This is a genomic window from Tunturiibacter gelidiferens (assembly GCF_051013345.1).
GTDB lineage: Bacteria > Acidobacteriota > Terriglobia > Terriglobales > Acidobacteriaceae > Edaphobacter > Edaphobacter gelidiferens_A.
In genome coordinates this window covers 2,516,794-2,541,027 of sequence record NZ_CP132939.1, presented here as the reverse complement: position 1 = coordinate 2,541,027, position 24,234 = coordinate 2,516,794, and the positions used below count along the sequence as shown (strand labels likewise).

Below are 24,234 nucleotides of genomic sequence, written 5' to 3'. Positions count from 1 at the left end.
AGGGCTGGAGAGAATTGAGATGGGCGAACTTGCTCGAACGATCGCGGTGATCGACAACGACGACCGTGTACTCGAATCGCTTCAGAACCTTCTTGCATCATGCGGCTATAAGGCGAAGGCGTATTCATCTGCTGAACTTTTTCTCACGTCGGGTGCGCTCTCTCGCACCAGTTGCATCATAACCGATGTCGAGATGAGGCGGATGAGCGGCTTAGGACTCCTTCAGCATGTCAGAAGCAGGCAGTTGAATGTCCCTGTGATCATTATCACAGGCAAGCCATCCGAGAACTCAGAAGCCCTCTATCTGAACAGAGGTGCGAACGGCTTCTTTAGGAAGCCCCTCGATGGAGATGCACTTTTGACCCTAATAAACAATCTGTGCTGCGACCCTAGGTAGGCTGAGGATGATATTCGCTCGTGATCACCTAGGTCTTCTCCAGATCTCAGGGCATGGATATCCTCCAAAGCCGATCGCCTTTCCGTGTGCGCCAAGGCAAGTTTGGAGGAGATTTTCAGATAGATACGCAGGCTCTCCGCCCCATTTGATCGCCGAGCGTCCTCGGCTCGAACATAATGTCCTCCAATTTGCGATGGATAAGAGTGACAATCCCCCTTTTGGAGGGGATCTGACGCCACACGAGAATGAGACTTTACATTTCGTTTAGCTCCTCACTGATCCTGCCCTTGTGAAGATAGACAGCCACGCAGCCCAACAAGCTGATCACAGTGGGGCAAAAGTCTTTCAGTTCAGACAGTGTCGCAAGTTCAAAGCTGCGGCACCTTCGGACAGGGCTCGGTAACCCGAAACACCGACCGCCGGCCAATTAGATGATCCAATTTATTTCGGGTTAGTCAACTGCCGTTCAGTCGGAGGAGCTACCGTGAGACGCAGCTTTCCTGCTCGGCTCGCTTCGGTCTGGGTGCCCGAATCTAACTAGCGGTGGGTCAGGAAACCTTCCATTTGGTCGAGAGCTTGGCGATCTTTTCGCTCAGGCTCGGGTGCATTTTGGAAACCGGTTGCAGTGAATTTGGCCGACTATTCTTCGGCGTGGGGCTCATGAGCGCCTTCATAGATAGGGCGATCCGCTTCGTCTTTGCGTCGGCGCTGAGCACTTTAACCTTCACAATCTGTCCGGCCTTGACCGCTTCGGAGGGATCCTTAATGAAGCGGTTAGAGAGTTCGCTGATGTGCACAAGGCCGTCCTGATGGACGCCGATGTCGACGAATGCGCCGAACTTGGTGACATTGGTGACGACGCCTTCGAGGATCATTTCTGGCTGAACGTCGGCGAACTTGCGAACTTTTTCGTTGAAGTTGGGAGCGACAAATTGCTCGCGTGGATCGCGACCTGGCTTGCGCAGCTCCTCCAAAATGTCCTTGACGGTGAACGCGCCTGCGTCGATTTGGCAGGCATCGACCTTGGTCAGGAGTTGAGGGTTTGCGATCAACTCGCCGACCGGTGTATCCAGAGAGCGGGCGATTTTCTCGACCACCGGATACGATTCCGGATGGACGGCGGTGCAATCCAGCGGATTCTCGCCGTCGCGGATGCGCAGGAAACCGGCAGCCTGCTCGTACGTTTTCGCACCGATGCCCGGGACTTGGTTGAGCTGCTTGCGCGAGCGGAAGCGGCCATGCTCGTCGCGGTGAGTGACAATGTTTAGCGCGACCCGTTCGGTGATTCCGGCGACGTAGCGCAGCAGCGTCCACGAGGACGTATTGAGGTCGACGCCGACGCGGTTGACGCAACTCTCGATGGTTGTCTCCAGTGACTGCTGCAACTGGCGTTGGTCCACATCGTGCTGGTACTGGCCGACGCCGATGGACTTGGGGTCAACCTTGACCAGTTCGGAGAGCGGATCTTGCAGGCGGCGTGCGATTGAGATGGCTCCGCGAACGGTCAGGTCGAGATCGGGGAACTCCTGGCGGGCGACGTCGGAGGCAGAGTAAATGCTGGCCCCGGACTCGCTGACCGTGACCGAGAAGATGCTGTCTAGGTGATACTGGCGCAGCGTGTCGCGGACAAAAGCATCGGTTTCCCGTGAGGCAGTGCCGTTGCCGATTGCGATGGCGCGGACGCTATACTTCGCGAGCATTGCCACCAGCCGGTCGGAGGCCCCACCGGCAGCGCTCTTAGACGTGTGCAGGTAGAGAACATCGTTCGCGAGGAACTTGCCCGTCTCGTCGACCACGGCGACCTTGCAACCGGTACGCAGGCCGGGGTCGATGCCGAGTACGGAGATGGGGCCGGCCGGCGCAGCGAGCAGGAGATTTTGCAGGTTATCGCGGAAGACCTGAATGGCGTCGGTGTCGGATCGCCTCTTTAGCTCGACGCGAATCTCGCCCTGGATGGAGGGGCTGAGGAGGCGTTTCCAGCAGTCATCGATGGCGAGTTCGAGCTGTGGCGTCCAGTCTCCGTCGGCGTGCAGGATGCGGGAACGAAGCAGGCCGTTCGCGCGGAGCGGATCGATCTCGATCAGGAAATAGAGGATCGACTCGCTTTCGCCGCGGCGGATAGCAAGCATTCGGTGAGAGGGGATTGTCTTCACCGGCTCGCGATACTCGTAGTACATCTTGAACTTTTCCTGCTCGTCGACGCTATCGATGCATCGGCGGCTTTGGATGATGCCCTCTTCGAACATCAGATGGCGAGTCAACTTGCGCAGGTCGGCGTCCTCGCTAATCCGCTCGGCTACGATGTGGCGGGCACCTTCGAGGGCGTCCTCGACGCTGACTACTTCCTTCTCCACGCTAACGAAAGTGGCAGCGAACTGGTGCAGCGGCCGGGAGGTGGGCTGCCGATTCCAGAGGTAGTCGGCAAGCGGTTCGAGGCCCTTATCGCGAGCGATTGTCGCTTTCGTCCGGCGCTTTGGGCGGTATGGCAGGTACAGATCTTCCAGCTCTGCGCGGTCAAATGTGGCTTCGATCTTCGCCTTCAGCTCATCGGTCAGCTTGCCCTGTTCTTGGATTGAGGCGAGGATGGTCGCGCGGCGGCCGAGGAGATCGCGGAGGTAGGCGAGCTTTTCCTCGATGGCGCGAATTTGCACCTCGTCGAGATTGCAGGTGGCCTCCTTCCGATAGCGAGCGATGAAAGGTACGGTGCCGCCCTCGTCGAGCAGACCGATGACCGCGACCAGCGAGTGCATAGAGATATTGAGGGAGTTGGTGATCTGCAGCAGAGCTTCGGGGGACAGTGCCTTGGTGTCAAGCATTCTCTCCTATCGTAGCCGGAGAGATTCTGGAAAACGGGTCTGCGCGGCTCCAGCTGGATTATATATGGATGCGTTGGTTGCCCCGCATGCTCCCACAGAAGGCCAGCCGCTACGGGGAGTAACCAGGGGACCTTCGAACTGCGCCCAAACCTCCTTTCCTGAAGCACTCCGAAAAACAAATCCATTTTCCACAAACAGGGCGGGATTGTCCCTGCCTTCCCGATCTGCCGATCTCTCACCTCTCTCTAGAGGATGTATCCGAAGGAAGCAATCCATGAAAAAAGGCCAACGAAGGGCGCGCAGAATGCTTTCATCCCGGTCGATTTCCCGCACCTCTGCCAGAGAATGCATGAACTGCCAGAACGCTACATGGCGCCTTTTGCTCCAAGCTGAATACAGCGCTCCAGAGTCGGGCAACAAGAAAGGAAATGACCTCCGTCAACTTCTTCGGCTTCGACCAAGTGGCCGCTTACCTCAACGGAGTTGCGGTTCCCTTCGGCGACGGCGGACTGCATGAGTCTCTCCTGATATCACCTCCGATCCGATTCGAGGCCTTGCGCCACGTCTGGAGCAACTGCGAGGACTAGTCCGGTATATACGAGAGGTGGTGGCTCAATAAGTGATCATCTGCAGGGGTGGAGTGCCCGGCAAATTTTGTGCCAGTGAGAAACATAAGAAACTGGCATGAGAGGAGCTTTGTATGGGACGAGGGAAGAGGTATCAACCGGAGCAGGTGGTGAACCTGCTACGACAGATTGAAGTGGCGGTGGCGAACGGGAAGACGACGGCACAAGCCTGCAAGGAAGCGGAGATCGTGGAGCAGACGTATTTCCGTTGACGCAAGGAGTATGGCGGTCTGCAGGTGGATCAGGCGCGACGGCTGAGGGAGCTTGAGCAGGAGAATGCGAAGCTGAAGCGTCTGGTCGCTGAACTAAGCCTGGACAAACTGGTGTTGAAGGATATCGCGGCGGGAAACTTCTAAGCCCTGAGCGACGGCGTTGTGCGGTCAGCCATGCTTGTGAGCATGGAGTGAGTGAGCGGCATGCGTGCCTGCTGTTGGGGCAGCCCAGAGGCACGCAACGCTACCGACCGACGCAGCGTGAAGACGAAGATGCTCTGACTCAGGCCATCGTAGTCCTTGCCAGCCAGTATGGCCGCTATGGGTATCGCCGGATCACGGCGCTGCTCCAGCGAGCCGGCTGGCAGGTAGGCAAGGACCGAGTCGAACGTATCTGGCGTCGCGAAGGGCTGAAGGTACCAAAGAAGCAGAAAGCGAGAGGCCGGTTATGGCTCAACGATGGCTCGTGTGTGCGGCTCAGGCCGACACACCCCAACCATGTGTGGAGTTACGACTTCGTGAGTGCGCGAACTCACGATGGCCGCAGTGTGCGCATCCTGAACTTGATCGATGAATCCACGCGGGAGTGCCTGATGATCCGTGCCGAGCGGCGTTGGAGTTCGGCCAAGGTCATCGGAGCACTGGCCGACGTGATGGTGTGGAAAGGGGTGCCGGAGCACATACGTTCCGGAGTTCGTCGGGAAGGACCTGCGCAAATGGCTGGCGGAAAAGGTGCAAAGACGCTACCTCCTCGCGAACGAAAGCGGAGGAAGCTTGCGACCGGATGTCAGAATAGACAGGTTTCCTACGATGTCAGGCGCTCCAACTCTGACGCGCTCGTCCATGTCAGGTGTTAGTTTTTGCTGCTAAGTGCAACCTGGACCGGCTTTCCGCTCCGGCAGGCTAATGCCTTCTGCCTCTTAATATTGTGATTCGGCTTCTCCTAGACTGGCGTTTTTCCGCCAGTTGCCCCATAGATCTCACCGGTGATGTAACTTGCATCATCAGAGGCTAGAAACACGAAAACGGCCGCCTGTTCGACGGGTTGAGCGGGGCGCTTTAAGAGGGTGCTCTCACCAAAGAGCGGACCTCTTCCACCGGCTTAGTTGCAGGGATCAGGGGGTCCAAACAGGGCCTGGAGTGACGCCATTTACGCGGATGGCGTGTTTGATACAAAGCTTGAGAAGCTCTTGGTGAGACTGACGAGAGCCGCCTTGGTCTATGCGTAAGGTGCAAGTTCGTCCTTCGGTACGAAAGCTTCGATGGAGCAGCTGTTCAGAATCACGCCGCCGGGCTTCATCTCAGGAAGTGCAGCTTGTTTGAGGAAAAACGTTCCATAAACATTAGTTCGGTAGGGTTGCCACGAAGTCGGGTTTTCCGAGTCTGACTGCCATCTATCCAACGGTTTGTTCCGGCGAAAATATCATCAAATTGACCTTTGCGAATACGGTGGAGCAGTTCGACGCCGGCGATTGTGATGGCGGCGTAGTCGAAGTTCTTGAAGCCGAGCATGGGCCTGGTTCGGGACTTGATACCCCGATGATCCTGTTCGATCAGATTGTTCAGATATTTCGAAGATCGCAGCTTGGTGCGCTCCCATGCCTTGTCTTCGTTTGGAATTTCACGCACTGCTCGATGCGAAGCGGCATAGCCATCAAGCGACGGTGTTGCCATCGCGGTCGACGGCGCGATACAGGTAGACCCAACGGCCACGGACCTTCAGATAGGTCTCGTCAACACGCCACGAGCGACCGCTCTTGCGTGCATAGCCATTCCAGCGCTTCTCGAACTCCGGAAGATGTCTTTGTACCCAGCGCATGATCGTAGTATGCGCAATATCCAAAACCGAGTTCGGCCATCATCTCGACTAAATCGCGGAGGCTGAGTTTGTAGCGTAGATACCAGCGCGCGCACAGGACGAGGATCTTGCGATCAAAATGTCGCCCCGCAAACAGCTCCTTCATCCCCTTCAGCTCGCCCATCTCCGGGTCTCTTGCTTCAATCCACTACTCCAATCGGTTCCAGAATGCTGTCTGCGTCAGAGCCCTGAAACCGATCTTCCGCTTCGACAAAGTGAAATACCGCGGCATCAAAAGAACCATAACCGGCTCTGCGCCAACTTCGCGCTGGTCAACCGCAACCTGCACCGCAAACGCTTGGCCCTGCTCGGGGTACTGTGTTCATTGGCCGAAAACGGCCTGCTCGACACTTCAAATCGTATCCCACACCTCATCACCCCGCCGAATGCACGCAACAACATAGTTTGTTCACCGCCACCATCAAATCACGCTCCTGTGCAGACGCTCCCTGGGGCCTCAATCCATTCGGCGGCCAGTAGCGACGGGAGATCTCGCTGGCTAACGGGTCCGTCCTTAGTTGGAAACATATACGACGTCGACCCAATAGTTGGTTGATTGAAAGGTTGCATTGGGGAAGCCGCCTGCCGAGCCGTAGATGTAGACTCCGTTTGGACCATCAACGCCGTTAGCCAGTGCGTGAAGTGGAGGGTTATCGACACCAGACTGTGCAAAGAATTTTGAATTATCCGAGTAGTGTCCCGCCGGGGCAAAGTAGGATGCAATGTAGGTTGTATTGGCAGCTATCGGTACTGGGGTTGCGAAGCTAACCTGCTGCCAGCCAGAGGCGCTCTCGCTAGTAAAAGTTGCGGTCCCCAGCAAGGTTCCTGTGCTGGACCAAAGGTGGCCTGTATGGGTACCGGTATTCGTGGCGGCTTTATAGAAGCGAATGCCGGCGATCGAACCCCCTGCATCCGCACGGAACTTGACACCCAGTTCGACAGCGTTGCCATCACCGCTATCCACCGTTGCAGGAATGTTTGACGAATTCCAGATGGTGCTGCTCGTGGCCTGCGCGGCCGACGAGAAATTCGCCGTCGCATTCGCTCCGCTGACCGTGACGGCCTGGCTGGCCGGCGTGAAGGTAAACCCAGCCTTGGTGGGCGTGACCGTATACGAGCCGTTCGCTATCCCGGAGAAGCTATAAACTCCGGACCCATCTGCAGTCACCGTAGCGGTCGCCGCTCCAGTCAGATTCACCGTGGCTCCTGGACCGCCAGCGCCGCTGATCGTCCCGCTGATCGTAAAGGTAGCCTGCGCGGCCGATGAGAAGTTCGCCGTCGCATTTGCTCCGCTGACCGTGACGGCCTGGCTGGCCGGCGTGAAGGTAAACCCAGCCTTGATGGGTGTCACCGTGTACGAGCCATTCGCTATCCCGGAGAAGCTATAGACTCCGGACCCATCTGCAGTCACCGTAGCGGTCGCCGCTCCGGTCAGATTCACCGTGGCTCCTGAACCGCCAGCGCCGCTTATCGTCCCGCTGATCGTAAAAGTGGCCCGCGCGGCCGATGAGAAGTTCGCCGTCGCATTCGCTCCGCTGACCGTGACGGCCTGGCTGGCCGGCGTGAAGGTAAACCCAGCCTTGGTGGGCGTGACCGTATACGAGCCGTTCGCTATCCCGGAGAAGGTATAGACTCCGGACCCATCTGCAGTCACCGTAGCGGTGGCCGCTCCAGTCAGATTCACCGTGGCTCCTGGACCGCCAGCGCCACTAATCGTCCCGGAAATCGTGAAGGTGGGGGTTGAGGTGTTTGTGTATACGACGTCGACCCAATAGTTGGTTGATTGAAAGGTTGCATTGGGGAAGCCGCCTGCCGAGCCGTAGATGTAGACTCCGTTTGGACCATCAACGCCGTTAGCCAGTGCGTGAAGTGGAGGGTTATCGACACCAGACTGTGCAAAGAATTTTGAATTATCCGAGTAGTGTCCCGCCGGGGCAAAGTAGGATGCAATGTAGGTTGTATTGGCAGCTATCGGTACTGGGGTTGCGAAGCTAACCTGCTGCCAGCCAGAGGCGCTCTCGCTAGTAAAAGTTGCGGTCCCCAGCAAGGTTCCTGTGCTGGACCAAAGGTGGCCTGTATGGGTACCGGTATTCGTGGCGGCTTTATAGAAGCGAATGCCGGCGATCGAACCCCTGCATCCGCACGGAACTTGACACCCAGTTCGACAGCGTTGCCATCACCGCTATCCACCGTTGCAGGAATGTTTGACGAATTCCAGATGGTGCTGCTCGTGGCCTGCGCGGCCGACGAGAAATTCGCCGTCGCATTCGCTCCGCTGACCGTGACGGCCTGGCTGGCCGGCGTGAAGGTAAACCCAGCCTTGGTGGGCGTGACCGTATACGAGCCGTTCGCTATCCCCGAGAAGCTATAGACTCCGGACCCATCTGCAGTCACTGTAGCGATCGCCGCTCTAGTCAGATTCACCGTGGCTCCTGGACCGCCAGCGCCGCTGATCGTCCCGCTGATCGTAAAGGTAGCCTGCGCGGCCGACGAGAAATTCGCCGTCGCATTTGCTCCGCTGACCGTGACGGCCTGGCTGGCCGGCGTGAAGGTAAACCCAGCCTTGGTGGGCGTGACCGTATACGAGCCGTTCGCTATCCCCGAGAAGCTATAGACTCCGGACCCATCTGCAGTCACCGTAGTGGTCGCCGCTCCGGTCAGATTCACCGTGGCTCCTGGACCGCCAGCGCCGCTGATCGTCCCGCTGATCGTAAAGGTAGCCTGCGCGGCCGATGAGAAGTTCGCCGTCGCATTTGCTCCGCTGACCGTGACGGCCTGGCTGGCCGGCGTGAAGGTAAAGCCAGCCTTGGTGGGCGTGACCGTGTACGAGCCGTTCGCTATCCCGGAGAAGGTATAGACTCCGGACCCATCTGCAGTCACCGTAGCGGTGGCCGCTCCAGTCAGATTCACCGTGGCTCCTGGACCGCCAGCGCCACTGATCGTCCCGCTGATCGTAAAGGTGGGGGTGTTTGTGTACACGACGTCGACCCAATAGTTGGTTGATTGAAAGCTTGCATTGGGGAAACCGCCTGCCGAGCCGTAGACGTAGACTCCGTTTGGACCATCAACGCCGTTGGCCAGTGCGTGAAGTGGAGGGTTATCGACACCAGACTGTGCAAAGAAGTTTGAATTATCCGAGTAGTGTCCCACCGGCGCAAAGTAGGAAGCAATGTAGGTTGTATTCGCAACTATCTGTATTGGCGTCGTGAAGCTAACCTGCTGCCAGCCAGAGGCGCTCTCGCTTGCAAAAGTTGCGGTCCCCAGCAAGGTTCCTGTGCTGGACCAAAGGTGGCCTGTATGGGTACCGGTATTCGTGGCGGTTTTATAGAAACGAATGCCGGTGATCGAACCCCTGCATCCGCACGGAACTTGACCCCCAGCTCGACAGCGTTGTCAGGACCGCTATCCACCGTTGCAGGAATGTTTGACGAATTCCAGATACTACAAGGACAAGTCGCCGGCACGACATTGACGCTGACTCCGCTGCCAGGCGTCTCGATGTTGGCACTGTCGTCGACCGCACGACTCAAAAGTGTTATCGAACCAACAGCATTGGGGGTCCACACAAAGCTCCAGTTAGAACGCCCCGTAGCAGGATGCCAGGTTTTACCGCCATCCCCAGAAAACTCAACTCCTGCGACGACGCCTCCAGAATCACTCGCCAATCCGGTTACCGTAATGCTCTTTCCGGCTATCAGGGTGGAATTGCTTGCCGGAGCGGTAATGACCGAGGCAGGCGGAATCGTATCCGTAGAAGCGCTCGCAGGTGTTACGCCTAGCTGCAACGTGGCGGGCTGCACCCCCATGTCGGCAAGCAGATTCACTGTGGCCTGTTGCATGTTCGAATCTGGTGCTGGATTCTGGAAACCAAATGGATTGTCGTGATTACTGTTAAGACCCCACGACCAGTTCACCGTTCCAGCGTTGAAGACCAGAGCACCACTGGGTGCGCGGTAGAGCGTCAAATGATGAGTTGCCGTTCCAGCGCCGTAGGTTCCGCCGTAATCCAAGAGCAGATCAACGGTCATGTTGTACGTCGAAGTTGAGAGGTGGAAGACCCCCGCTGGCCGGAATCCGTTATCTACGTCCAGGTTCCATTCGTAGCCAAGGGATCCGATCGGGAGCGTATAGGTTCCATTCGGCGCAAGTGTAGCAGCGGCAGTATTGCGCCAGAAGCGCATCTTGCCGTCGTCCGAAGGCACCTTCATGGTGAGACTGCCGTCATTATCAGGACCTGTGCCATTGACCATAAAGAGGTTGCCGGTCAGGGCGTTTTCTGGCTTGCCTCCATCGGCTGGCGGACTGAAAGTCGGATCCCGCCACGTACCAGTCCAGGTCGGTGGATCACTAGGATCCAATTTTGCAAAGGCGAGAGTCTCCTTATAGCAGACCACGGTTCGGTTCGGCGTGTTAGTTCCATCAATGCTGTTCTCCCAACGCGTCTTCCAAAACATCTCGTTGCCGCTGAAGAAAGCCAGGTTCACGCCGGCATCGCGAGCTGCCTGCACATTGGCCCGCTGCGGCCCCGACCAATACTCGTCGTGACCAGAATCCATGTAGATCTTGTGATTCTGAATCAGTGTCCCATTACGTGCCGCGTCTACATCTGTGAAATAGGTCACGTCGTAACCATTTGCTTCCAGCCACTGAACCATGGGGAATTCAGGGCCGAACACCCAGCTATCCGATTCATCCGCAAAATTCCTCGTAAAGAAGGGGCGGTTGTAGCTGACCTTGTAAGATCGGTTGCTGATATCGAAGGTCGGCGATGAAGGACCATAGAGGCTCCCTCCACCGTAGTAGTTGTAAGCCTGCCATGTTTCATCAGAAGTTTGGTATAGGATGGCCGAGTGGCTACTGTCATTTCGCACAATAAAGACGATGTGGCTGTCTCCACCGGTATCTGTCCGCACGAGATGGGCGAAGTAAATCCCAGAGGTGGCATTTGCAGGTACTTGCCAAGAGGCAGATACTCCCCAGTTGCCGCAATCGAATAGCTTTGTAGTAGGGTCTGTGATACAGGCTGGTTGATGCTGGGGGAGAGGAACAGATGGCGAGATGGTGGCTACCTTGCGCGCACCCATGCCACCGTAATAACCCATGCGATAGATGTTGATCGTATAAGCTGTTGCCGGCGTGCTTATCTTGAAGAACACCGTCCCGCCTTGGTTCACACTTATATCGCTGGCAAAACCCTGGATGGTCGGATCACCAGCATCTTGAGGACCCACATCCCACTCACTGGCAGGGTTTCCCGGTAGGCAATTCTCAGCCACAATCGGATTAGCAGGATTGTTGCACTGAGCATGGGCTTGACCACAAAATCCAAAAAGCGCGAGCAACGCCGCTCGCAGCGCCAACTCAAAGATCCTATTCGGGTCGAGCTTCCATATCGTTGACGATGTCTTTGTTTTTGTGCCCTTCATTGGATTTTACCTCGGCAGTGCACAGTTGGTGAGCCGAATTCCTCCTCGAATTGCTACGTATGAACGAAAGCAATCCGGGAATCGGCTGCCGCCACAAATGCCAAATTTGGCCGATGTTGTTTTCGGATCTTCGGGTGGATCGGCCATGCAGCGCCCTTACTTTCCCTTCGCTGCACGTAAGGTGCCAAAATATAAACACTATTCCTTCAACGGACACGACGGTTGATTGGACAGTCCGAACTATGAATTTGCAACCTTAGCGACATCCTTCTGCATATTTGAAGAAAAAACTGAGTCGTTTGGTCTCTGCAGCACTTTCTACTGCAATTTGCAGCCGTTTACCTAGGGCCAGCGAATCGGTGTAAATGCTCCGTAATTATCGGCAACAACGGCGAGATAATCTACGACTTTCAATTTTTTCGACGCCAAACAGATTATGCAGGTGAGCACCGTGCCATCCGCGTCGGCGTCGCCCGCCATTGCGAGACAAATTGCAGAAATCTCATACCAATACGTTGGCGGTACCGATTGGAGCGGCTTGGGTGAAAGCATACACTGGATTCCCGCATGACTGGCTAGAACGATGGCTTTCTCTGCTCTGTTAAGACCGCGCTTGTTGGAAGGAGTGCTAAGATGAATCGCTGCCAAGCTGCTACATGATTGTGAGTGACACTCCTCAAGTCTTCTTCGTGACGAATCGATAGAACTTCAATGGGCTCCGGTTTGATTCAGGTCGTCCCCCTAGGTATCGAGGTTTTCCACAGATATTAGCTTCCTGACTCCACAAAACAAATCGGGCGCCCGAGGGAGTCGCAGCCGGAGTGATGCCGGTTGATCTTCCCTCCGCTGTTCAGCGTCCACGATTCAACCGGTTCCAACAAATCTGCGCCACCACCCACTGCGGCAAATGCCCAGCTGTCGATCTGCAAAGGCGATTGCTGTGTCTGCCGGGGAACCCGGCCATATAGCAGGCAGTAATATCTGTGATGCGGTCTGATGGCTCTTCGGTGCCAATACGGTTGACCCCTTCACCGCAACTAATGAGGAACGCACGGGCCAGCATCATCCCTTCTGGGCAAGCTGGGATCTCGTCGAGTTTCCATGGAGCGAGTAGAGCTTCGTGATTCTGGTCTGCCTGGCCCCTTTTGTACCAGTTGAGAAGCGATAAAACTGGAACAAGAGGAGCTATGTATGACGCGAGGCAAAAGCATACAGCGGAGCAGATCGTGAACCTGCTGCGGCAGGTTGAGGTGGGAGTAGCGAATGGCAAGACATTGCCACAGGCGTGCAAGGAAGCCGAGATCGTAGAGCAGACGTACTACCGTTGGCGCAAGGAGTACGGTGGATTGAAGGTGGACCAAGCTCGGCGCCTGAAAGAGCTTGAGCAGGAGAACGCAAAGCTGAAGCGGTTGGTCTCCGAGTTGAGCCTGGAGAAGCTGGTGTTGAAGGACATCGCCTCGGGAAACTTCTAAGCCCTGAACGACGGCGCTGTGCAGTGATCCATGCGCGTGATGCGCATGGCATGAGCGAGCGGCAGGCCGGCCGTGTGGCGAAGCCGCCACGCGGCACCCAGCGCTATCGGCCGACACAGCGGGAAGACGAGGACACGCTTACTCAGGCCATCATCACGTTGGCCAGTCAGTATGGCCGTTATGGATACCGCCGGATCACGGCGTTGCTCCAGCGGACAGGCTGGCAGGTTGGCAAGGACCGGGTAGAGCGGATCTGGCGTCGTGAGGGGCTGAAGGTTCCACAGAGACAGAAGCCAAGAGGGCGGTTGTGGCTCAACGGCGGGTCGTGCGTGCGGCTGCGTCCGCAGCACACCAACCATGTCTGGAGCTATGACTTCGTGAGTGCTAAGACGCATGACGGGAGGACGGTGCGGATGTTGAACCTGATCGATGAGCATACCAGGGAGAGTCTGCTGGTGCGTCCCGAACGGCGATGGAGCAGCGCCAAAGTGATCGAGGCGCTGGTTGATGTGATGGTGATCAAGGGCGTTCCAGAACATATCCGTTCCGACAACGTACTAACACAGGAAGGAAAAGCTGGAGAGAAGAGAAGGTTCCCTAGCATCCCGTATGGGATGTTCTTGATGACGACTGTACCTCCAAGTGGCTTCCACGAGCAAGGGCTGAGCGTTCGACCATAGCGACACGAGATCTGCCGAGGGTGCGCAGTCTCCACTGTACTCAAAATGAAATCTCAACCAAGTGGAAGGCCGGATCATTATCTACGAGGTCCTCACGGCCTCGACGGCCCAGGTGAAGCGGCTCTTCCACTTGGCGCCGCTGCTTCATAGAAGCAGCGGAAGTCGGTTCCGGTCTTGATGATCCCATGGGCCACGCGAGCCGATGCTGCGTCCGTGTCTTCTCCAGCGAGATCTGAGCATAGGTCAGCGACAGCTCCTGAAAGCCATGGATCTGGTTCGTGAGCGGGTCATGGTAGTGCTGAGTCACGCCAGTCTTGAGCAGATGAAGCAGGACTTGGGCGTCCTTCGGATCATTCTTGTCCCAGGAGTTATGCATCGCTTCACGGGTACGGGCCACGGCTAAGGAAGCGATCAACTCCAGATGAATCCTTCGCTCTCAGGAAGTGGGCAAGTGGCCGATGGTAGTTGCCGGTGGCCTCGAAGACGACCCGCACGGGATGCTTCAGGCCATGGAGGTAATCGGCAAAGAGCCGGAACTCGGCCGCAGTGTTGGGCAGAATCAGGCGCTTGCGGTTCTTCCATCCCGGCGCTTCAATCAAGACATCGTGACGCAGCTTGGCGATATCAATGGCTACCAGAACCGCTGGCGTTTGAGTAGGCTGGACAAGGGACATGGCTGGTTCTCTCCTAAGTGAAACTAGGCATACGTTCAGCTTAGGAGCCAGCCATGGCCCAGGAAGTCGCCAAAGACCTTCGCAAATGGCTGGCTGATACCGGTGCAAAGACGCTCTATATCGAACCCGGAAGTCCCTGGGAGAACGGTTACTGCGAGAGCTTCAACTCGAAGCTCAGAGATGAGTTCCTGAACGGAGAAATCTTCTACTCGCTCAAGGAGGTGCAGGTTCTGGCCGAACGCTGGCGGGTTCACTACAACACGATCAGAAGCCTGGGCGACTGAAACCAATCTCACGGGGCGTAAAGTGCCGGGAATCGTTGCGCGCTCCCCAGCTCTTCACGCCCCGTCCGGCAGCCATCCACATTCGGTCGAAGGGATGCCCACGGAAGCGTGCGGTTGGTCCCTGGCGGTTCTTCGGCAGATCGGCGAACTGGATTCCGGTGTCGGTGAGCACCGTATGGATGCGGTACGGAACAGCTTCTACGAGCGCTTCGAGGAAGGCAGCGGCAGCTCGCATGTCAGCTTTTTCCACGAGTTCGACGACGGCGAACTTTGAGGTCCGGTCGATGGCACGAAAAGATAGAGCTTGACTTCGGCCGTTCTCACCTCGGCCAGGTCGATGTGGAAGAAGCCGATCGGATAGCTGTCGAACTTCTTCCTCCCGGGCTTGTCTCCTTCCACCTCGGGCAGACGGCTGATGCCATGGGTTTCCGACAACGATGAAGCGAAGATCGGGTCAGTTGAGGGATCGTGGCCTGCAAAGCATAGAGGCAGTCGTCCAGCGGCAGCAGCGTGTGCTTGCGAAACGCCACGATCATGGCCCTCCTGCTCGACAGACAGAACCGTGGACTTTGGAACGGTTGGCCCAGTCCGGCGATCCGCCGCGGACTCACGACTCCTCCACTTGGCAACCGTCTTCGGGTCGATGCCATGCCGCCGAGCCAGCACCCTCAGGCTCTCTTGACTATGCTGTATCGCTTGACGGACCGCCTCCGTCGTTGTGGCGCTCCGGTGCAAAATCTGTCCCATAGTGCCTCCTTCCACGCTCTGGAAAAGTATTCACCATCAAATGCCGGGACTAAACACCTAGAGTCGCACGCGAAGCTGTTTATATCGCTTCTGGGAAATGCCATCCTTGAACAGCGATGTAGGGTCAGGCTCAACATCGCTGTTCAAGGAGATTCGCTGTGGTGATCAAATTAAGATCGCTTAGGCATCTGCGAAATCCTTCTGGTGCGGCCTGTAGATTTGGGTCGGAAAGGGCTGCTGCACATTATTGTAGAAAAGATATGCTCCGAAGCAGCCAGCAAACGGAAAATCATGAATCCAGAAGAAGATGTCCCCTTCCCGACCGTCCGATAGTGCGAGTGGGTTACCATCGGGACTTAAGGCGACGAGTTCTCCACATGCTGCCAGATGATCCAGACCCGTTGTACTCCCTCGGCGGGAGCGGTCGGAGGGTTCGAATATCTCCGGAAGCAATAGATTACGGTAGATAAAATTCGGTGTTACCAGCCGTGTTACCAAAATCTTTCAGACATAATCGGAATCGCTTAGAGCACCCGGGTATTAGCCCCGGAGGGGTTATCCATGAGGTCGTCACCTGTCTCTCTCTACCTGCGCAGGAGTCATCCTCAACGACAAAACCGAGAACTGATAACGGACACCCTCCGAAGATCGCGGCATCTATACGCTGTAGTGGGGCTGGCGGTGAGATGCAGGAAACGCAAGCGTCTGCTAGGCGATCCAATGGCGTCGGCCGGATTGTCTGGAGCTAACATCAGAGTAGGACAAGGACTTCATCGTGGATGGGCTGGCGCACTGCCGTCTGGTGCGTATCCTGAGCTTGATGGCGGTGCCCAAACGCGAGTGGTGTCTAGCGCTGGGCAGCGGACGTGGGGTGCAAGCGGAGAGTCATGCTGACTAGCGACCTGCCACTTCCATGCGGTTCTAAGTATCTCGATCAAACCACGTTGAGGGGACCAACGGAGCTTTTTCCTGGCGTACTCCCCATCGCAAACAAGGATCGGTGGATCTCCAAGGCTTCTTGGGAGAATTAGCCGTGGAACAGGTAAACCGGATACTTCTTCCGCGGCAGAGATGACTTCTAAAATGGAAAATCCATTTCCGGTCCCTAAATTAAAAACATCAGATTCCCCTTCGTTGATCAACAGATTTAGAGCGCTAACGTGCGCAGAAGCTAAGTCATTAACATGGATATAGTCACGGATGCAAGTGCCATCGGGAGTGTCATAGTCATTCCCAAAAATGCTAACTGCTTGTGAGTGTCCTGAAGCTGCTTTTAGGACAAGTGGTATTAGATGGGTCTCCGTCGATCGCAATTCCCCCAACATTCCCGACTCGTCCGCACCAGCAGCATTGAAGTATCGCAAGGCGACAAACTTGAGGCCGTACGCGGCCGAGTAGCTTTTCAATGCATCTTCAAAAGCCGCCTTCGTGTATCCATAAGGACTCATTGGATTTCGTGGTGTTGTTTCTCGGATAGGAAGCTGCTCCGGTGCTCCGTATACAGCGCAGCTGGAAGAAAAGATAAACTTGGTTATCCCGGTATCTACTGTTGCATTGAGTAAAGTTAGAGCGTCCGCGATGTTAGTTCTGTAGTACTCCCTGGGATTAAGAATGGATTCGCTGACGTAGGCTTTGGCCGCAAAGTGCATCACCGCGTCGACATTCTTAAGGGAGTGGCGCAAGCATTCGTAATCAGCCATTTCGCCCTGAATAATTTCAAATTTATCTACAAACCTCCGATGCCCAGTGCTAAAGTTGTCGTAAACTACCGGGATAAAGCCACGTTCGCTAAGACGCAGGGCAACGTGGGATCCTATGTATCCCGCTCCACCTACCAAGAGAACTCTCAAGAAGAACTCCCGTGTGCCATCGTTCCAAGCTCGTTCCTCTTTATACGAGGGCCTGACCTGTCCCAGTTTTTTGAGGCAGTGATAACTGGAGATTCTCGGTTTGGGTTTGTCTTCGATATGCCAAGGCAATCCAAGTCGTTCATGTTCTCTCCTCAGGAATGATGACCGCGTCGCCGGGTCGGAGGCTAAAGTTTGCTTAGGGTTGCACAGTATTGGACTCAGCGCGGCGACGCTTTGCCTTGAAGTTGATCGACCAAAGACCGGACACCGCCAGAATTGCGACTACCCAAAGTGGACCATGAGAGGGACAGCCATGTACTGTGCTTTATCCTCGCGCGACAGTAAACAGCAAATAGATGGCCATACTGATGGCCCTTTTTCAGAGATCACTGGGTCAAACCGGGGCCAAATCTAACCGTAAACGAATGTGAGTCCCATTTTTTTGCATATTATGTATAGTTGTGTGCGATGTAGAGGCAATTCAGTTCGCTTCTTCGTTCATGTTCCTGTGCTGCGCCCACCGACGGGTTCAATTCAGAGGGTAGATATCGGATCCACAGATTCCGGTCAACAGGGAGCCTGCCGGGAGCGTGCGGAGTTCTAATATCACCGCTTTGGTGATTTACGTGCAGGCTTTTGGGGAACGACTGTAATTGAATGAAGCTCCTCATCGCCATTCCGGCTCTGAACGAAGAAGCAAACATCGAGAATATTATTCAGCGCTGTCTCGGGGCAAGGGATGAGATTATCGCCAACGCACCGATCACTGAAGTCGCCATCACAGTCGTTAGCGACGGCTCCACGGATCGGACAGTCGACCTGGCCTGCCGGTACACCCACAATGTTCAAGTAGTCGTTTTCGAAAAGAATCGAGGCTACGGCGCCGCCATCCAGCACGCCTGGCAAGGATCGGATGCCGACCTTCTCGCTTTTCTGGATGCTGACGGAACTTGCGATCCCCGGTTCTTCGCCAACCTTGCCCAATCTTTGTGGAACGAACATGCTGACGTCGTGCTCGGATGCAGGCTGAACCCCGAGACCAAAATGCCGCTGCCTCGGCAGGTAGGCAATCTGCTTTTTGCAGGCCTTCTCACTCTGCTCTCTGGCCGTCGCATTCGCGACACTGCCAGCGGCATGCGCATTGTTCGGAGAGAAGCCTATAACCGATTGCGCCCCTTGCCTAGTGGTCTGCACTTCACCCCGGCCATGAGTGCACGTGCGCTACTCGATCGCGAAGCTCGCGTTAAGCTTGTCGAAATTGATATGCCCTACCACGAGCGTGTAGGCGACTCCAAGTTGAAGGCCGGCCGGGATGGCCTCCGCTTTTTGGGGGTGATTACCAAAACCGCTCTTATCTATCGTCCCGTCCGGCTGGCAGCCCTTCTCACCGCGGGAACACTCACATTTGGGGTCTCTCTGTATCTTCTTCGCGGCCTCCGAAAGTAAGCTCTGTCTAAGCCGCCTTACTCAGCGCATGGACCCGAACTCGATGCAGTGGTTCGCAATCGGGGATGCCATCGGGAGAGATACAGAACTACATCAGCTTGTGTCAGGATGATAGGCCTGCGCAGCCGGACAATGTAATTGGCGGGCGAAGCAAGTAGCCATAAGAAAGGCGATGATTCCAGTAATACTCACGTGGTAATTTTTCGGAAACTGGGAATTTGTATATGACGATGGATCCTTCAGCTCGCACGAGGCGAATTGTCGAAGCCTCGCTGGTCGCTCTCGTACTGGTCGCAGCATTTGCCATTCGAATGCTTTACCTGGATGAGCGGCCGTTTTGGGTGGACGAAGCCGAGTCTTCGATCAACGCGCTAACGATTCTCGAAAATGGCTATCCGACGGATACATATCTTGGAATTCCGATTTATGAGAACACCCTGATCCAACCGTGGCCGGGAAACGCGGAGTACGAGTTTCGCGACTTGAGTTACTCAGACAAGCACGTCGCCATTTATCATGGCTGGCTTCCGTTGTACGCCATAGCGGGATCGTTTGCACTTCATGGAATTGCTCCGGATGAAGCGAATCGGGCAGGTTCGGTAAAGCATGATTTAAGTGAACGCAAGCGCCGTACCAGGGCAGCCCGATTACCTGCGGTTCTTTTTGGATTGCTATTTCTCGCGGTGGTGTTTGCCGGAGGGAGGAGGCTCTATGGCCCCGACGCAGCCTGGGCAGGACTGGTTGTGGGATCTATTTACCCGTATCACCTTGCCATCTCCCATCAAGCTCGCTATTACTCCGCTGAAGTCGCCCTGACAACGGCATGCGCCGTTTCGCTGTGGCTATTCGTGAAGGATTGCAAGTGGAAACACGTCTATATTGCGGCGGTCGCGTTTACACTGCTCTTTCACACTCATCTGCTGAGTTTCTTTGCGGCTGGTCTCGTTTGGCTGCTGGTTGCACCTCTGATCGTTCGTCAGCATGGAGGGGGCGTACGCAAGCTGGTCGCTTTCACGGTACTTGTGGCCGCGGGGACGCTGCCGTGGATCATCGCAACGGAGTTCTACCGACAACAGGGGCGCATCCCGCGTGCCTGGCCATTGTTGAATCTCCCGGCCGATTTTTGGCGATATCCGCCTGTTCACGCGTCCTCGGCGATAGGGGCATCCTCCTCGCGTTGCTGACCGCTTGGGTGGGTGTGATGAAGCCCCGTGTTTCACGACGTCTGGCGACGCCCGCAAAGCAGCTCGGCCCCGTTCTTTTGTTTCTGGGTGTTTGGGCTGCCTGTGGATACGCGACGTTCTTCGCATTCGCGCCAACGGTCAGTTTCGACAGAAGCCGGCTAAACCTGAGTTACTGGGGACCGCTGTTTCTGCTCGCGTCCGTGGCCTCCGCGGCCATCGCGCGTGTCCTGGTACCGCGCCATTCGGTAGTGCTGGCTCCTATGGTCCTATTGGTGATTTTCTTCGTGACGGGCCACAAGCTGAATTGGCACGAGACGTTTTCGGGAGGCTCCTGGAAGGAGGATGCAATCTTGCTGGACCAGCTCGGGGCCATGCCTTTGGAGCGCACGACAAAATTCTACGCGGCTCCAAACGACCATTTAATTCTGAGCTTCTACTCAGGACTTCCGGTGCAGGACATCACTCCAGTGCGAAAGCCGTATCTGGATTCGTACAGGGGTGACATCGTTTATATCGACCGCACCGTTTCCGTCGACACTGGTTTACTTACCGCGGAAAGCGTCCGGGCGGCGGCTCTTCGAGATGGCTTACGGCTGTCGCCGGAAGCTGCAGAGACATGGTCTATCTTGCTGCGCACGCGCGATTATCGCGAAGCTATGCTGAAATCACTTTCACGTGGCTCGCCACACGAGATTGAGCCGGTACCCCCGTTTGGGGGCAGCTTCTGGATGCACATCACCGCAAGCTTCCATCAGTATTTGCAAACTCCTCCTTGGAGCTTGTGACCAGAGGCTTTGATATAAGCTCGTGGTCGGACTGGCGTGTTGTGCTGAAGTATCGATACGTTGGACCAGCGGCGCGCAGTGGTACTCACGCCAATTACGCTGCGCGGCTGCGCGGAGCTGATGCTGTCATCCTGACACGAGCACGAGCTGACACAGCTCTGTATCTCTCCCGATGGCATCCGCCGGATGCGAACGACGGCATCGAGTTCCGGTTGGTGCGGTGAGTAAGCAGTAAACGAACCTAGACGGGGTCGCCTTCGGAGGCCGCGAAGAAGATACTAGAGACCTTAGATGTGATTGCTTCCGCGTTGAGAAGGGCTGCCAGCCGGACGGGACGATAGATGAGAGCGGTTCTGGCCCTCAAAAAGCGCGCAGCAAGGCACTACCGAATCAACCACACCAAGTTGTTCGCAGATCGGCAAACGCACATCAATGGCATCGAGAATTTCTGGAATCAGGCCAAGCGGCATATGCGTAAATTCAACGGTTTCCCAAGTCCCGCTTCCCGCTCTTTTTGGAGGAATGCGTATGGCGATTCAACCCCAACCCAAAATCACAGTTAAACCAATTGAATTCAATAGATTAAAACAGTATCTCACGATTAGTTATCTTCTGCTTATCTGGTTGTTTCAGCAGAGCCCAATCGGTTGTGGTTCAGGCTTTTCCGGGCGATATAGGACGGTCAGATCCGCCCCGAATCTGCATGTAGGGCACGGGTCTACGTGCGGCTCCGAGACCGAGCAGGGTTTGAAAAGCGGCCATAGGTGTCTGGCGGCGACTGTGACGGAAAACGAACTCATCTAGGTAAACCTGGAGTTGCTCGCGACTCACGCCGTGATAGGTCCCGATCAACCACTGTTGCAGGTTCCCAATGGACCGATCAGCCAGTGGCACCACCGATTCGAGCCTTCGCGAAGGTCGCTTTACCGGGGGCTGGATATGGGGAACATGCCGGAATCCCACTTGTTCAAAACGGGTGAAGCTTTTGAGCCCGTCCGCGTAGATGGTCGAACCGGAAGCCACACTTTGTTGGACAAACGCATTAAAGGTGTACGCGTCTGAGGAACGCACCTTTTTTGCTGCTGAGTATTTGTGATGGACTCTGTTTATGAGCGGAGAGTTTGGAGCAGTGGTTGGTCGTCGTGGCCGAGCGGAGATAGAGCGGCTGGCAAGTTTGTATGGGACGAGGACGAAGTGAGTTCTGCGGGAGTCACGGCATGGCGTTGAGCACGCTGAACCGCCATCTGAAGAAGCAGCAGAATCGGCAGAACCAGGCTGGAAGCAATGGCGTCGCGCAAGGTCGTTTGGTAGCGGTGGAACTGGCCTCTGCTGTGACTACAGTTTCTGCCGGTGAGTACCCCGGCGCGTTGACGGTGTTATTGTCCAACCGTCGCCGAGTAGAAGTCAGTCGCGGCTTCGATGCTGCGACGCTGGCTCAACTGGTGACTGTGCTTGAGAGGTTGTAGTCGGTGTTCGGCCTGGGCGCGGCGACGCGGATTTATCTTGCGCCGGGCGCAACCGACATGCGCAAGGGGTTCAACGGCCTGTATGGTCTGGTGCGCGATCAACTATTGTGCGATCCCTTGAGCGGCCACCTCTTTCTATTTTCCAATTCGCAGCGCAATCGTTTGAAGGTTCTTTTCTGGGATACGACCGGCCTGTGGGTGTGCGCGAAAAAGCTCGAGAAAGGCCGATTTCACTGGCCCAAGGCGGGCGGCACGCAAGGCAAAATTGTACTAAGTCACGAGGAGTTTGCGATGCTGCTGGGTGGAATCGACCTTGCGCAGACGCAGCGTCGGCGATGGTATCGCAAGCCCGTCGTCGAGGAATCAGGAAGCTCACAAATTCCCGCATAAACACTGCACAAAATGATTGTACTCAATACACAGGTCTGTTAATCCATAGACATAGTGAATGCGCCCTTCCATTCTGCGACGCCGTCAAATCCGACAACTCCTATCGCTCCATCCGACGCAGAGATCATCGAACAGCTGAAGCAGCAGTTGGATGCCACAACGCGGCACCTGAATGTGACGTCGCAGCGGCTGCAACTTTCTGAGCTTCGAGTCCAGTTGCTGGAAGATAAGCTGCGCCAGCAGCGGATCGTGAAGTACGGGCCGGGCAGCGAGAAGTTGACCAACCAGCAGTTGGAACTGTTGGAGCTGGAGCCCGGGGTCAGCAATCTGGAAGTCGCGGCAGAGGGCGAACGCGAGGTGCTGCCAGCAACGCCAGACAAGAAGAAACGCAGGCATCCTGGCTGTCAGACGTTGCCTGCGAATCTTCCTCGCGTGGAGCGAGTGATTGCCTGCACGTCCGAGCAGTGCGTGTGCGGTGGCTGCGGGCGATCGACAGCGGTGATCGGCTACGAAGAGAGCGAGCCGTTGGATGTTGAGCCGGTGAAGTATTTCGCGCTGGTGACCAGGCGCGAGAAGCGCGCATGCAAGTCCTGCGAAGAACGCGGCGTAATTGCCGCACCGCTGCCGCCTCGGATCATCGAGAAGAGCCTGGTCAGCGATCAGGTGATCATCGATGCAATCATCAGCAAATACTCGAATCACTGTCCGCTGTATCGTCAGAGCGTGATCTTGCTGCGCGATGCAGGCATCGACATCAGACGCGCAACCATCGATGGCTGGGTGATGCGCGTCGGGGAGTTACTGATGCCTCTGGTCGCGGTCATAGGCCGCGAGTTAGTCAGGGCCCGGCTATCTGTGGCAATACGGCACTCCGGGCGGCGCAGCAATCTTCGAGTTCCGCATGGGGCGCGGGCGCGAAGGGCCTATATGCTTTCTGGAAAACTTCGCAGGCATTTTACAGACCGACGCTTATGCGGCTTACGACCGTGTCGGCGGACCAAAGATGGTGCATGCCGCATGTTGGGCGCACTTAAGAAGACGCTTTGTAGAGGCGATCAAGCTCAATCAGCAGGATGTCGCCTCGACACGAATCGTGGCGCAGATGGCGAAGCTGTTTGCCATCGATGCCCAGGCACGCGACGAAAACATGAACTTCGCTGCCCGTCACGCGCTGCGCATGGAACGGGCTGCGTCGGTGCTCAGCGAGCTCAAGGCGCAGATCGAGGCTGCCAGCCGAACGGCACTCTCATCGAGCCCACTCGGCAAGGCATCTTCCTACAGCCTTCGGCTGTGGCACAAGCTCACTCGCTTCCTCGACTATGCAGAGCTGGAGCAGAGCAACAACCTTGCGGAGAACTCCATGCGCCCGGTGGCGATTGGCCGTCGCAACTGGACCCACATCGGTCACGAGAAGGCCGGACCACGCGTCGCAGCAATCCTCTCCATCGTCGAAACCTGCCGCCGACTCAAGATCCCGGCCCGTCAGTACCTAGCCGCTGTCCTGCCAGGGCTCGCCAACCTATCCATCCAGAGACTTCCACAACTCACTCCCACCGCATGGGACGCTAGCAATCTGTAACTGTCAATGTGGTTTTGCCTGACGGATACGGATCACCAGCATTCTGAGTGCTGACATCCCACTCACTGGCAGGATTTCCCGTCAGGCAATTTTCGGCAACGGTCCCATTCGTTGGATTGCTGCATTGGGAATGCAATTGCTCGACAGAACTGAACAACACGACCATCATCACTCCGAGGAATTGGAGGATTTATGTTGAAGTCATTAGAATTGCCTCGAGTCGGCCTTGGCTTCCTTAAGAAGTTGGTCGTAGCCCGAATTGAGCTTAGTTAAATTCCCTACAATAGCGATATCGATCGGCCAAACTTACTTTCCGTGCTCTCTATAGTGTTTTGTAAGTGG

At 56.1% G+C, this 24,234-nt stretch carries 15 protein-coding genes and 9 pseudogenes; 13 read left to right on the top strand and 11 right to left on the bottom strand.

Annotated features, from left to right (window positions below):
- The first annotated feature begins 19 nt into the window (after positions 1-19).
- On the top strand, positions 20-397 hold the full coding sequence (locus RBB80_RS12510; RefSeq protein WP_433968488.1) for a response regulator: 378 nt from the start codon (positions 20-22) through the stop codon (positions 395-397).
- Positions 398-945: 548 nt separating this feature from the next.
- Here the strand turns inward: RBB80_RS12510 and RBB80_RS12505 are convergent.
- On the bottom strand, positions 946-3,213 hold the full coding sequence (locus tag RBB80_RS12505; RefSeq protein ID WP_433968486.1) for a Tex family protein: 2,268 nt from the start codon (positions 3,211-3,213) through the stop codon (positions 946-948).
- Between the two features lie 428 nt (positions 3,214-3,641).
- Here RBB80_RS12505 and RBB80_RS12500 point away from each other — a divergent pair, with 428 nt between their 5' ends.
- Both RBB80_RS12500 and RBB80_RS12495 read left to right on the top strand, forming a co-directional pair.
- On the top strand, positions 3,642-3,800 hold the full coding sequence (locus RBB80_RS12500; protein ID WP_433968484.1) for a hypothetical protein: 159 nt from the start codon (positions 3,642-3,644) through the stop codon (positions 3,798-3,800).
- 113 nt (positions 3,801-3,913) lie between these two features.
- A pseudogene (locus tag RBB80_RS12495) lies at positions 3,914-4,774 on the top strand (IS3 family transposase); the annotation flags it as partial.
- Positions 4,775-4,994: 220 nt separating this feature from the next.
- Here the strand turns inward: RBB80_RS12495 and RBB80_RS12490 are convergent.
- The 5 genes and pseudogenes from RBB80_RS12490 to RBB80_RS12470 all read right to left on the bottom strand — a co-directional run.
- Positions 4,995-5,114, bottom strand: a pseudogene (locus tag RBB80_RS12490) (SDR family oxidoreductase); the annotation flags it as partial.
- Between the two features lie 233 nt (positions 5,115-5,347).
- Positions 5,348-6,024 (bottom strand): annotated as a pseudogene (locus RBB80_RS12485) (IS6 family transposase).
- A 399-nt stretch (positions 6,025-6,423) separates the two neighbouring features.
- The gene (locus RBB80_RS12480) at positions 6,424-8,025 is read right to left on the bottom strand and encodes a DUF4082 domain-containing protein (protein ID WP_433969643.1); all 1,602 of its coding nucleotides are present in this window, start codon (positions 8,023-8,025) and stop codon (positions 6,424-6,426) included.
- Between the two features lie 929 nt (positions 8,026-8,954).
- Positions 8,955-9,203, bottom strand: a pseudogene (locus RBB80_RS12475) (DUF4082 domain-containing protein); the annotation flags it as partial.
- Entirely contained in the window at positions 9,098-11,335 is a 2,238-nt protein-coding gene (locus tag RBB80_RS12470) for a N,N-dimethylformamidase beta subunit family domain-containing protein (RefSeq protein ID WP_433968483.1), read from the bottom strand. The gene RBB80_RS12470 and the pseudogene RBB80_RS12475, both read right to left, overlap by 106 nt.
- A 1,187-nt stretch (positions 11,336-12,522) precedes the next feature.
- On the opposite strand from RBB80_RS12470, the pseudogene RBB80_RS12465 reads away from it, so the two are divergent.
- Positions 12,523-13,361, top strand: a pseudogene (locus tag RBB80_RS12465) (IS3 family transposase); the annotation flags it as partial.
- 166 nt (positions 13,362-13,527) lie between these two features.
- On the opposite strand, the gene RBB80_RS12460 reads toward RBB80_RS12465, so the two are convergent.
- Both RBB80_RS12460 and RBB80_RS12455 read right to left on the bottom strand, forming a co-directional pair.
- Positions 13,528-13,863 carry a hypothetical protein gene (locus RBB80_RS12460; RefSeq protein ID WP_433968482.1) on the bottom strand — a complete coding sequence of 112 codons (336 nt, stop codon included), beginning with the start codon at positions 13,861-13,863 and terminating at the stop codon, positions 13,528-13,530.
- 4 nt (positions 13,864-13,867) lie between these two features.
- Positions 13,868-14,161 (bottom strand): IS110 family transposase, encoded by a 294-nt coding sequence (locus RBB80_RS12455; RefSeq protein ID WP_433968481.1) that lies wholly within the window; start codon positions 14,159-14,161, stop codon positions 13,868-13,870.
- Between the two features lie 77 nt (positions 14,162-14,238).
- Here RBB80_RS12455 and RBB80_RS12450 point away from each other — a divergent pair.
- Positions 14,239-14,430, top strand: a pseudogene (locus RBB80_RS12450) (integrase core domain-containing protein); the annotation flags it as partial.
- A gap of 130 nt (positions 14,431-14,560) precedes the next feature.
- Here the strand turns inward: RBB80_RS12450 and RBB80_RS12445 are convergent.
- Positions 14,561-15,192, bottom strand: a pseudogene (locus RBB80_RS12445) (IS481 family transposase); the annotation flags it as partial.
- A 770-nt stretch (positions 15,193-15,962) separates the two neighbouring features.
- The gene (gene galE / locus RBB80_RS12440) at positions 15,963-17,042 is read right to left on the bottom strand and encodes a UDP-glucose 4-epimerase GalE (protein WP_433968480.1); all 1,080 of its coding nucleotides are present in this window, start codon (positions 17,040-17,042) and stop codon (positions 15,963-15,965) included.
- 657 nt (positions 17,043-17,699) lie between these two features.
- Between galE and RBB80_RS12435 the strand changes: the two genes are divergently transcribed.
- The 5 genes and pseudogenes from RBB80_RS12435 to RBB80_RS12415 form a co-directional block, all read left to right on the top strand.
- Positions 17,700-18,488: a glycosyltransferase family 2 protein gene (locus RBB80_RS12435; RefSeq protein ID WP_433968478.1), complete on the top strand. Its 789-nt coding sequence runs from the start codon at positions 17,700-17,702 to the stop codon at positions 18,486-18,488.
- A 224-nt stretch (positions 18,489-18,712) separates the two neighbouring features.
- Positions 18,713-19,672 carry a hypothetical protein gene (locus tag RBB80_RS12430; RefSeq protein WP_433968476.1) on the top strand — a complete coding sequence of 320 codons (960 nt, stop codon included), beginning with the start codon at positions 18,713-18,715 and terminating at the stop codon, positions 19,670-19,672.
- A gap of 17 nt (positions 19,673-19,689) precedes the next feature.
- A complete protein-coding gene (locus RBB80_RS12425) occupies positions 19,690-20,457 on the top strand; it encodes a hypothetical protein (protein ID WP_433968475.1) in 768 nt (255 codons plus the stop codon).
- Positions 20,454-20,681, top strand: coding sequence for a hypothetical protein (locus tag RBB80_RS12420; RefSeq protein WP_433968473.1), 228 nt, complete (start codon positions 20,454-20,456; stop codon positions 20,679-20,681). The genes RBB80_RS12425 and RBB80_RS12420 overlap by 4 nt, the downstream gene beginning before the upstream one ends.
- A gap of 156 nt (positions 20,682-20,837) precedes the next feature.
- Positions 20,838-21,043: pseudogene (locus RBB80_RS12415) on the top strand (IS1595 family transposase); the annotation flags it as partial.
- 68 nt (positions 21,044-21,111) lie between these two features.
- Here RBB80_RS12415 and RBB80_RS12410 read toward each other — a convergent pair.
- Positions 21,112-21,567 carry a transposase gene (locus RBB80_RS12410; protein ID WP_433969642.1) on the bottom strand — a complete coding sequence of 152 codons (456 nt, stop codon included), beginning with the start codon at positions 21,565-21,567 and terminating at the stop codon, positions 21,112-21,114.
- 107 nt (positions 21,568-21,674) lie between these two features.
- Here RBB80_RS12410 and RBB80_RS12405 point away from each other — a divergent pair, with 107 nt between their 5' ends.
- The 3 genes and pseudogenes from RBB80_RS12405 to tnpC all read left to right on the top strand — a co-directional run bounded on the left by RBB80_RS12405 (position 21,675) and on the right by tnpC (position 23,892).
- Positions 21,675-21,923, top strand: a complete 249-nt coding sequence (locus RBB80_RS12405; RefSeq protein WP_433968471.1) for a hypothetical protein — start codon at positions 21,675-21,677, stop codon at positions 21,921-21,923.
- A gap of 3 nt (positions 21,924-21,926) precedes the next feature.
- Positions 21,927-22,313 carry an IS66 family insertion sequence element accessory protein TnpB gene (gene tnpB, locus RBB80_RS12400; protein WP_433968469.1) on the top strand — a complete coding sequence of 129 codons (387 nt, stop codon included), beginning with the start codon at positions 21,927-21,929 and terminating at the stop codon, positions 22,311-22,313.
- A gap of 54 nt (positions 22,314-22,367) precedes the next feature.
- Positions 22,368-23,892, top strand: a pseudogene (tnpC, locus tag RBB80_RS12395) (IS66 family transposase).
- Positions 23,893-24,234: the final 342 nt, after the last annotated feature.

Excerpts from the sequence above, each read along its gene's own strand:
- RBB80_RS12510 (WP_433968488.1), top strand. The coding sequence starts at position 20 with ATGGGCGAACTTGCTCGAACGATCGCGGTGATCGACAACGACGACCGT.
- RBB80_RS12505 (WP_433968486.1), bottom strand. The coding sequence starts at position 3,213 with ATGCTTGACACCAAGGCACTGTCCCCCGAAGCTCTGCTGCAGATCACC.
- RBB80_RS12500 (WP_433968484.1), top strand. The coding sequence starts at position 3,642 with ATGACCTCCGTCAACTTCTTCGGCTTCGACCAAGTGGCCGCTTACCTC.
- RBB80_RS12470 (WP_433968483.1), bottom strand. The coding sequence starts at position 11,335 with ATGAAGGGCACAAAAACAAAGACATCGTCAACGATATGGAAGCTCGAC.
- RBB80_RS12460 (WP_433968482.1), bottom strand. The coding sequence starts at position 13,863 with ATGCATAACTCCTGGGACAAGAATGATCCGAAGGACGCCCAAGTCCTG.
- RBB80_RS12455 (WP_433968481.1), bottom strand. The coding sequence starts at position 14,161 with ATGTCCCTTGTCCAGCCTACTCAAACGCCAGCGGTTCTGGTAGCCATT.
- RBB80_RS12435 (WP_433968478.1), top strand. The coding sequence starts at position 17,700 with ATGAAGCTCCTCATCGCCATTCCGGCTCTGAACGAAGAAGCAAACATC.
- RBB80_RS12430 (WP_433968476.1), top strand. The coding sequence starts at position 18,713 with ATGACGATGGATCCTTCAGCTCGCACGAGGCGAATTGTCGAAGCCTCG.
- RBB80_RS12425 (WP_433968475.1), top strand. The coding sequence starts at position 19,690 with ATGAAGCCCCGTGTTTCACGACGTCTGGCGACGCCCGCAAAGCAGCTC.
- RBB80_RS12405 (WP_433968471.1), top strand. The coding sequence starts at position 21,675 with ATGGCGTTGAGCACGCTGAACCGCCATCTGAAGAAGCAGCAGAATCGG.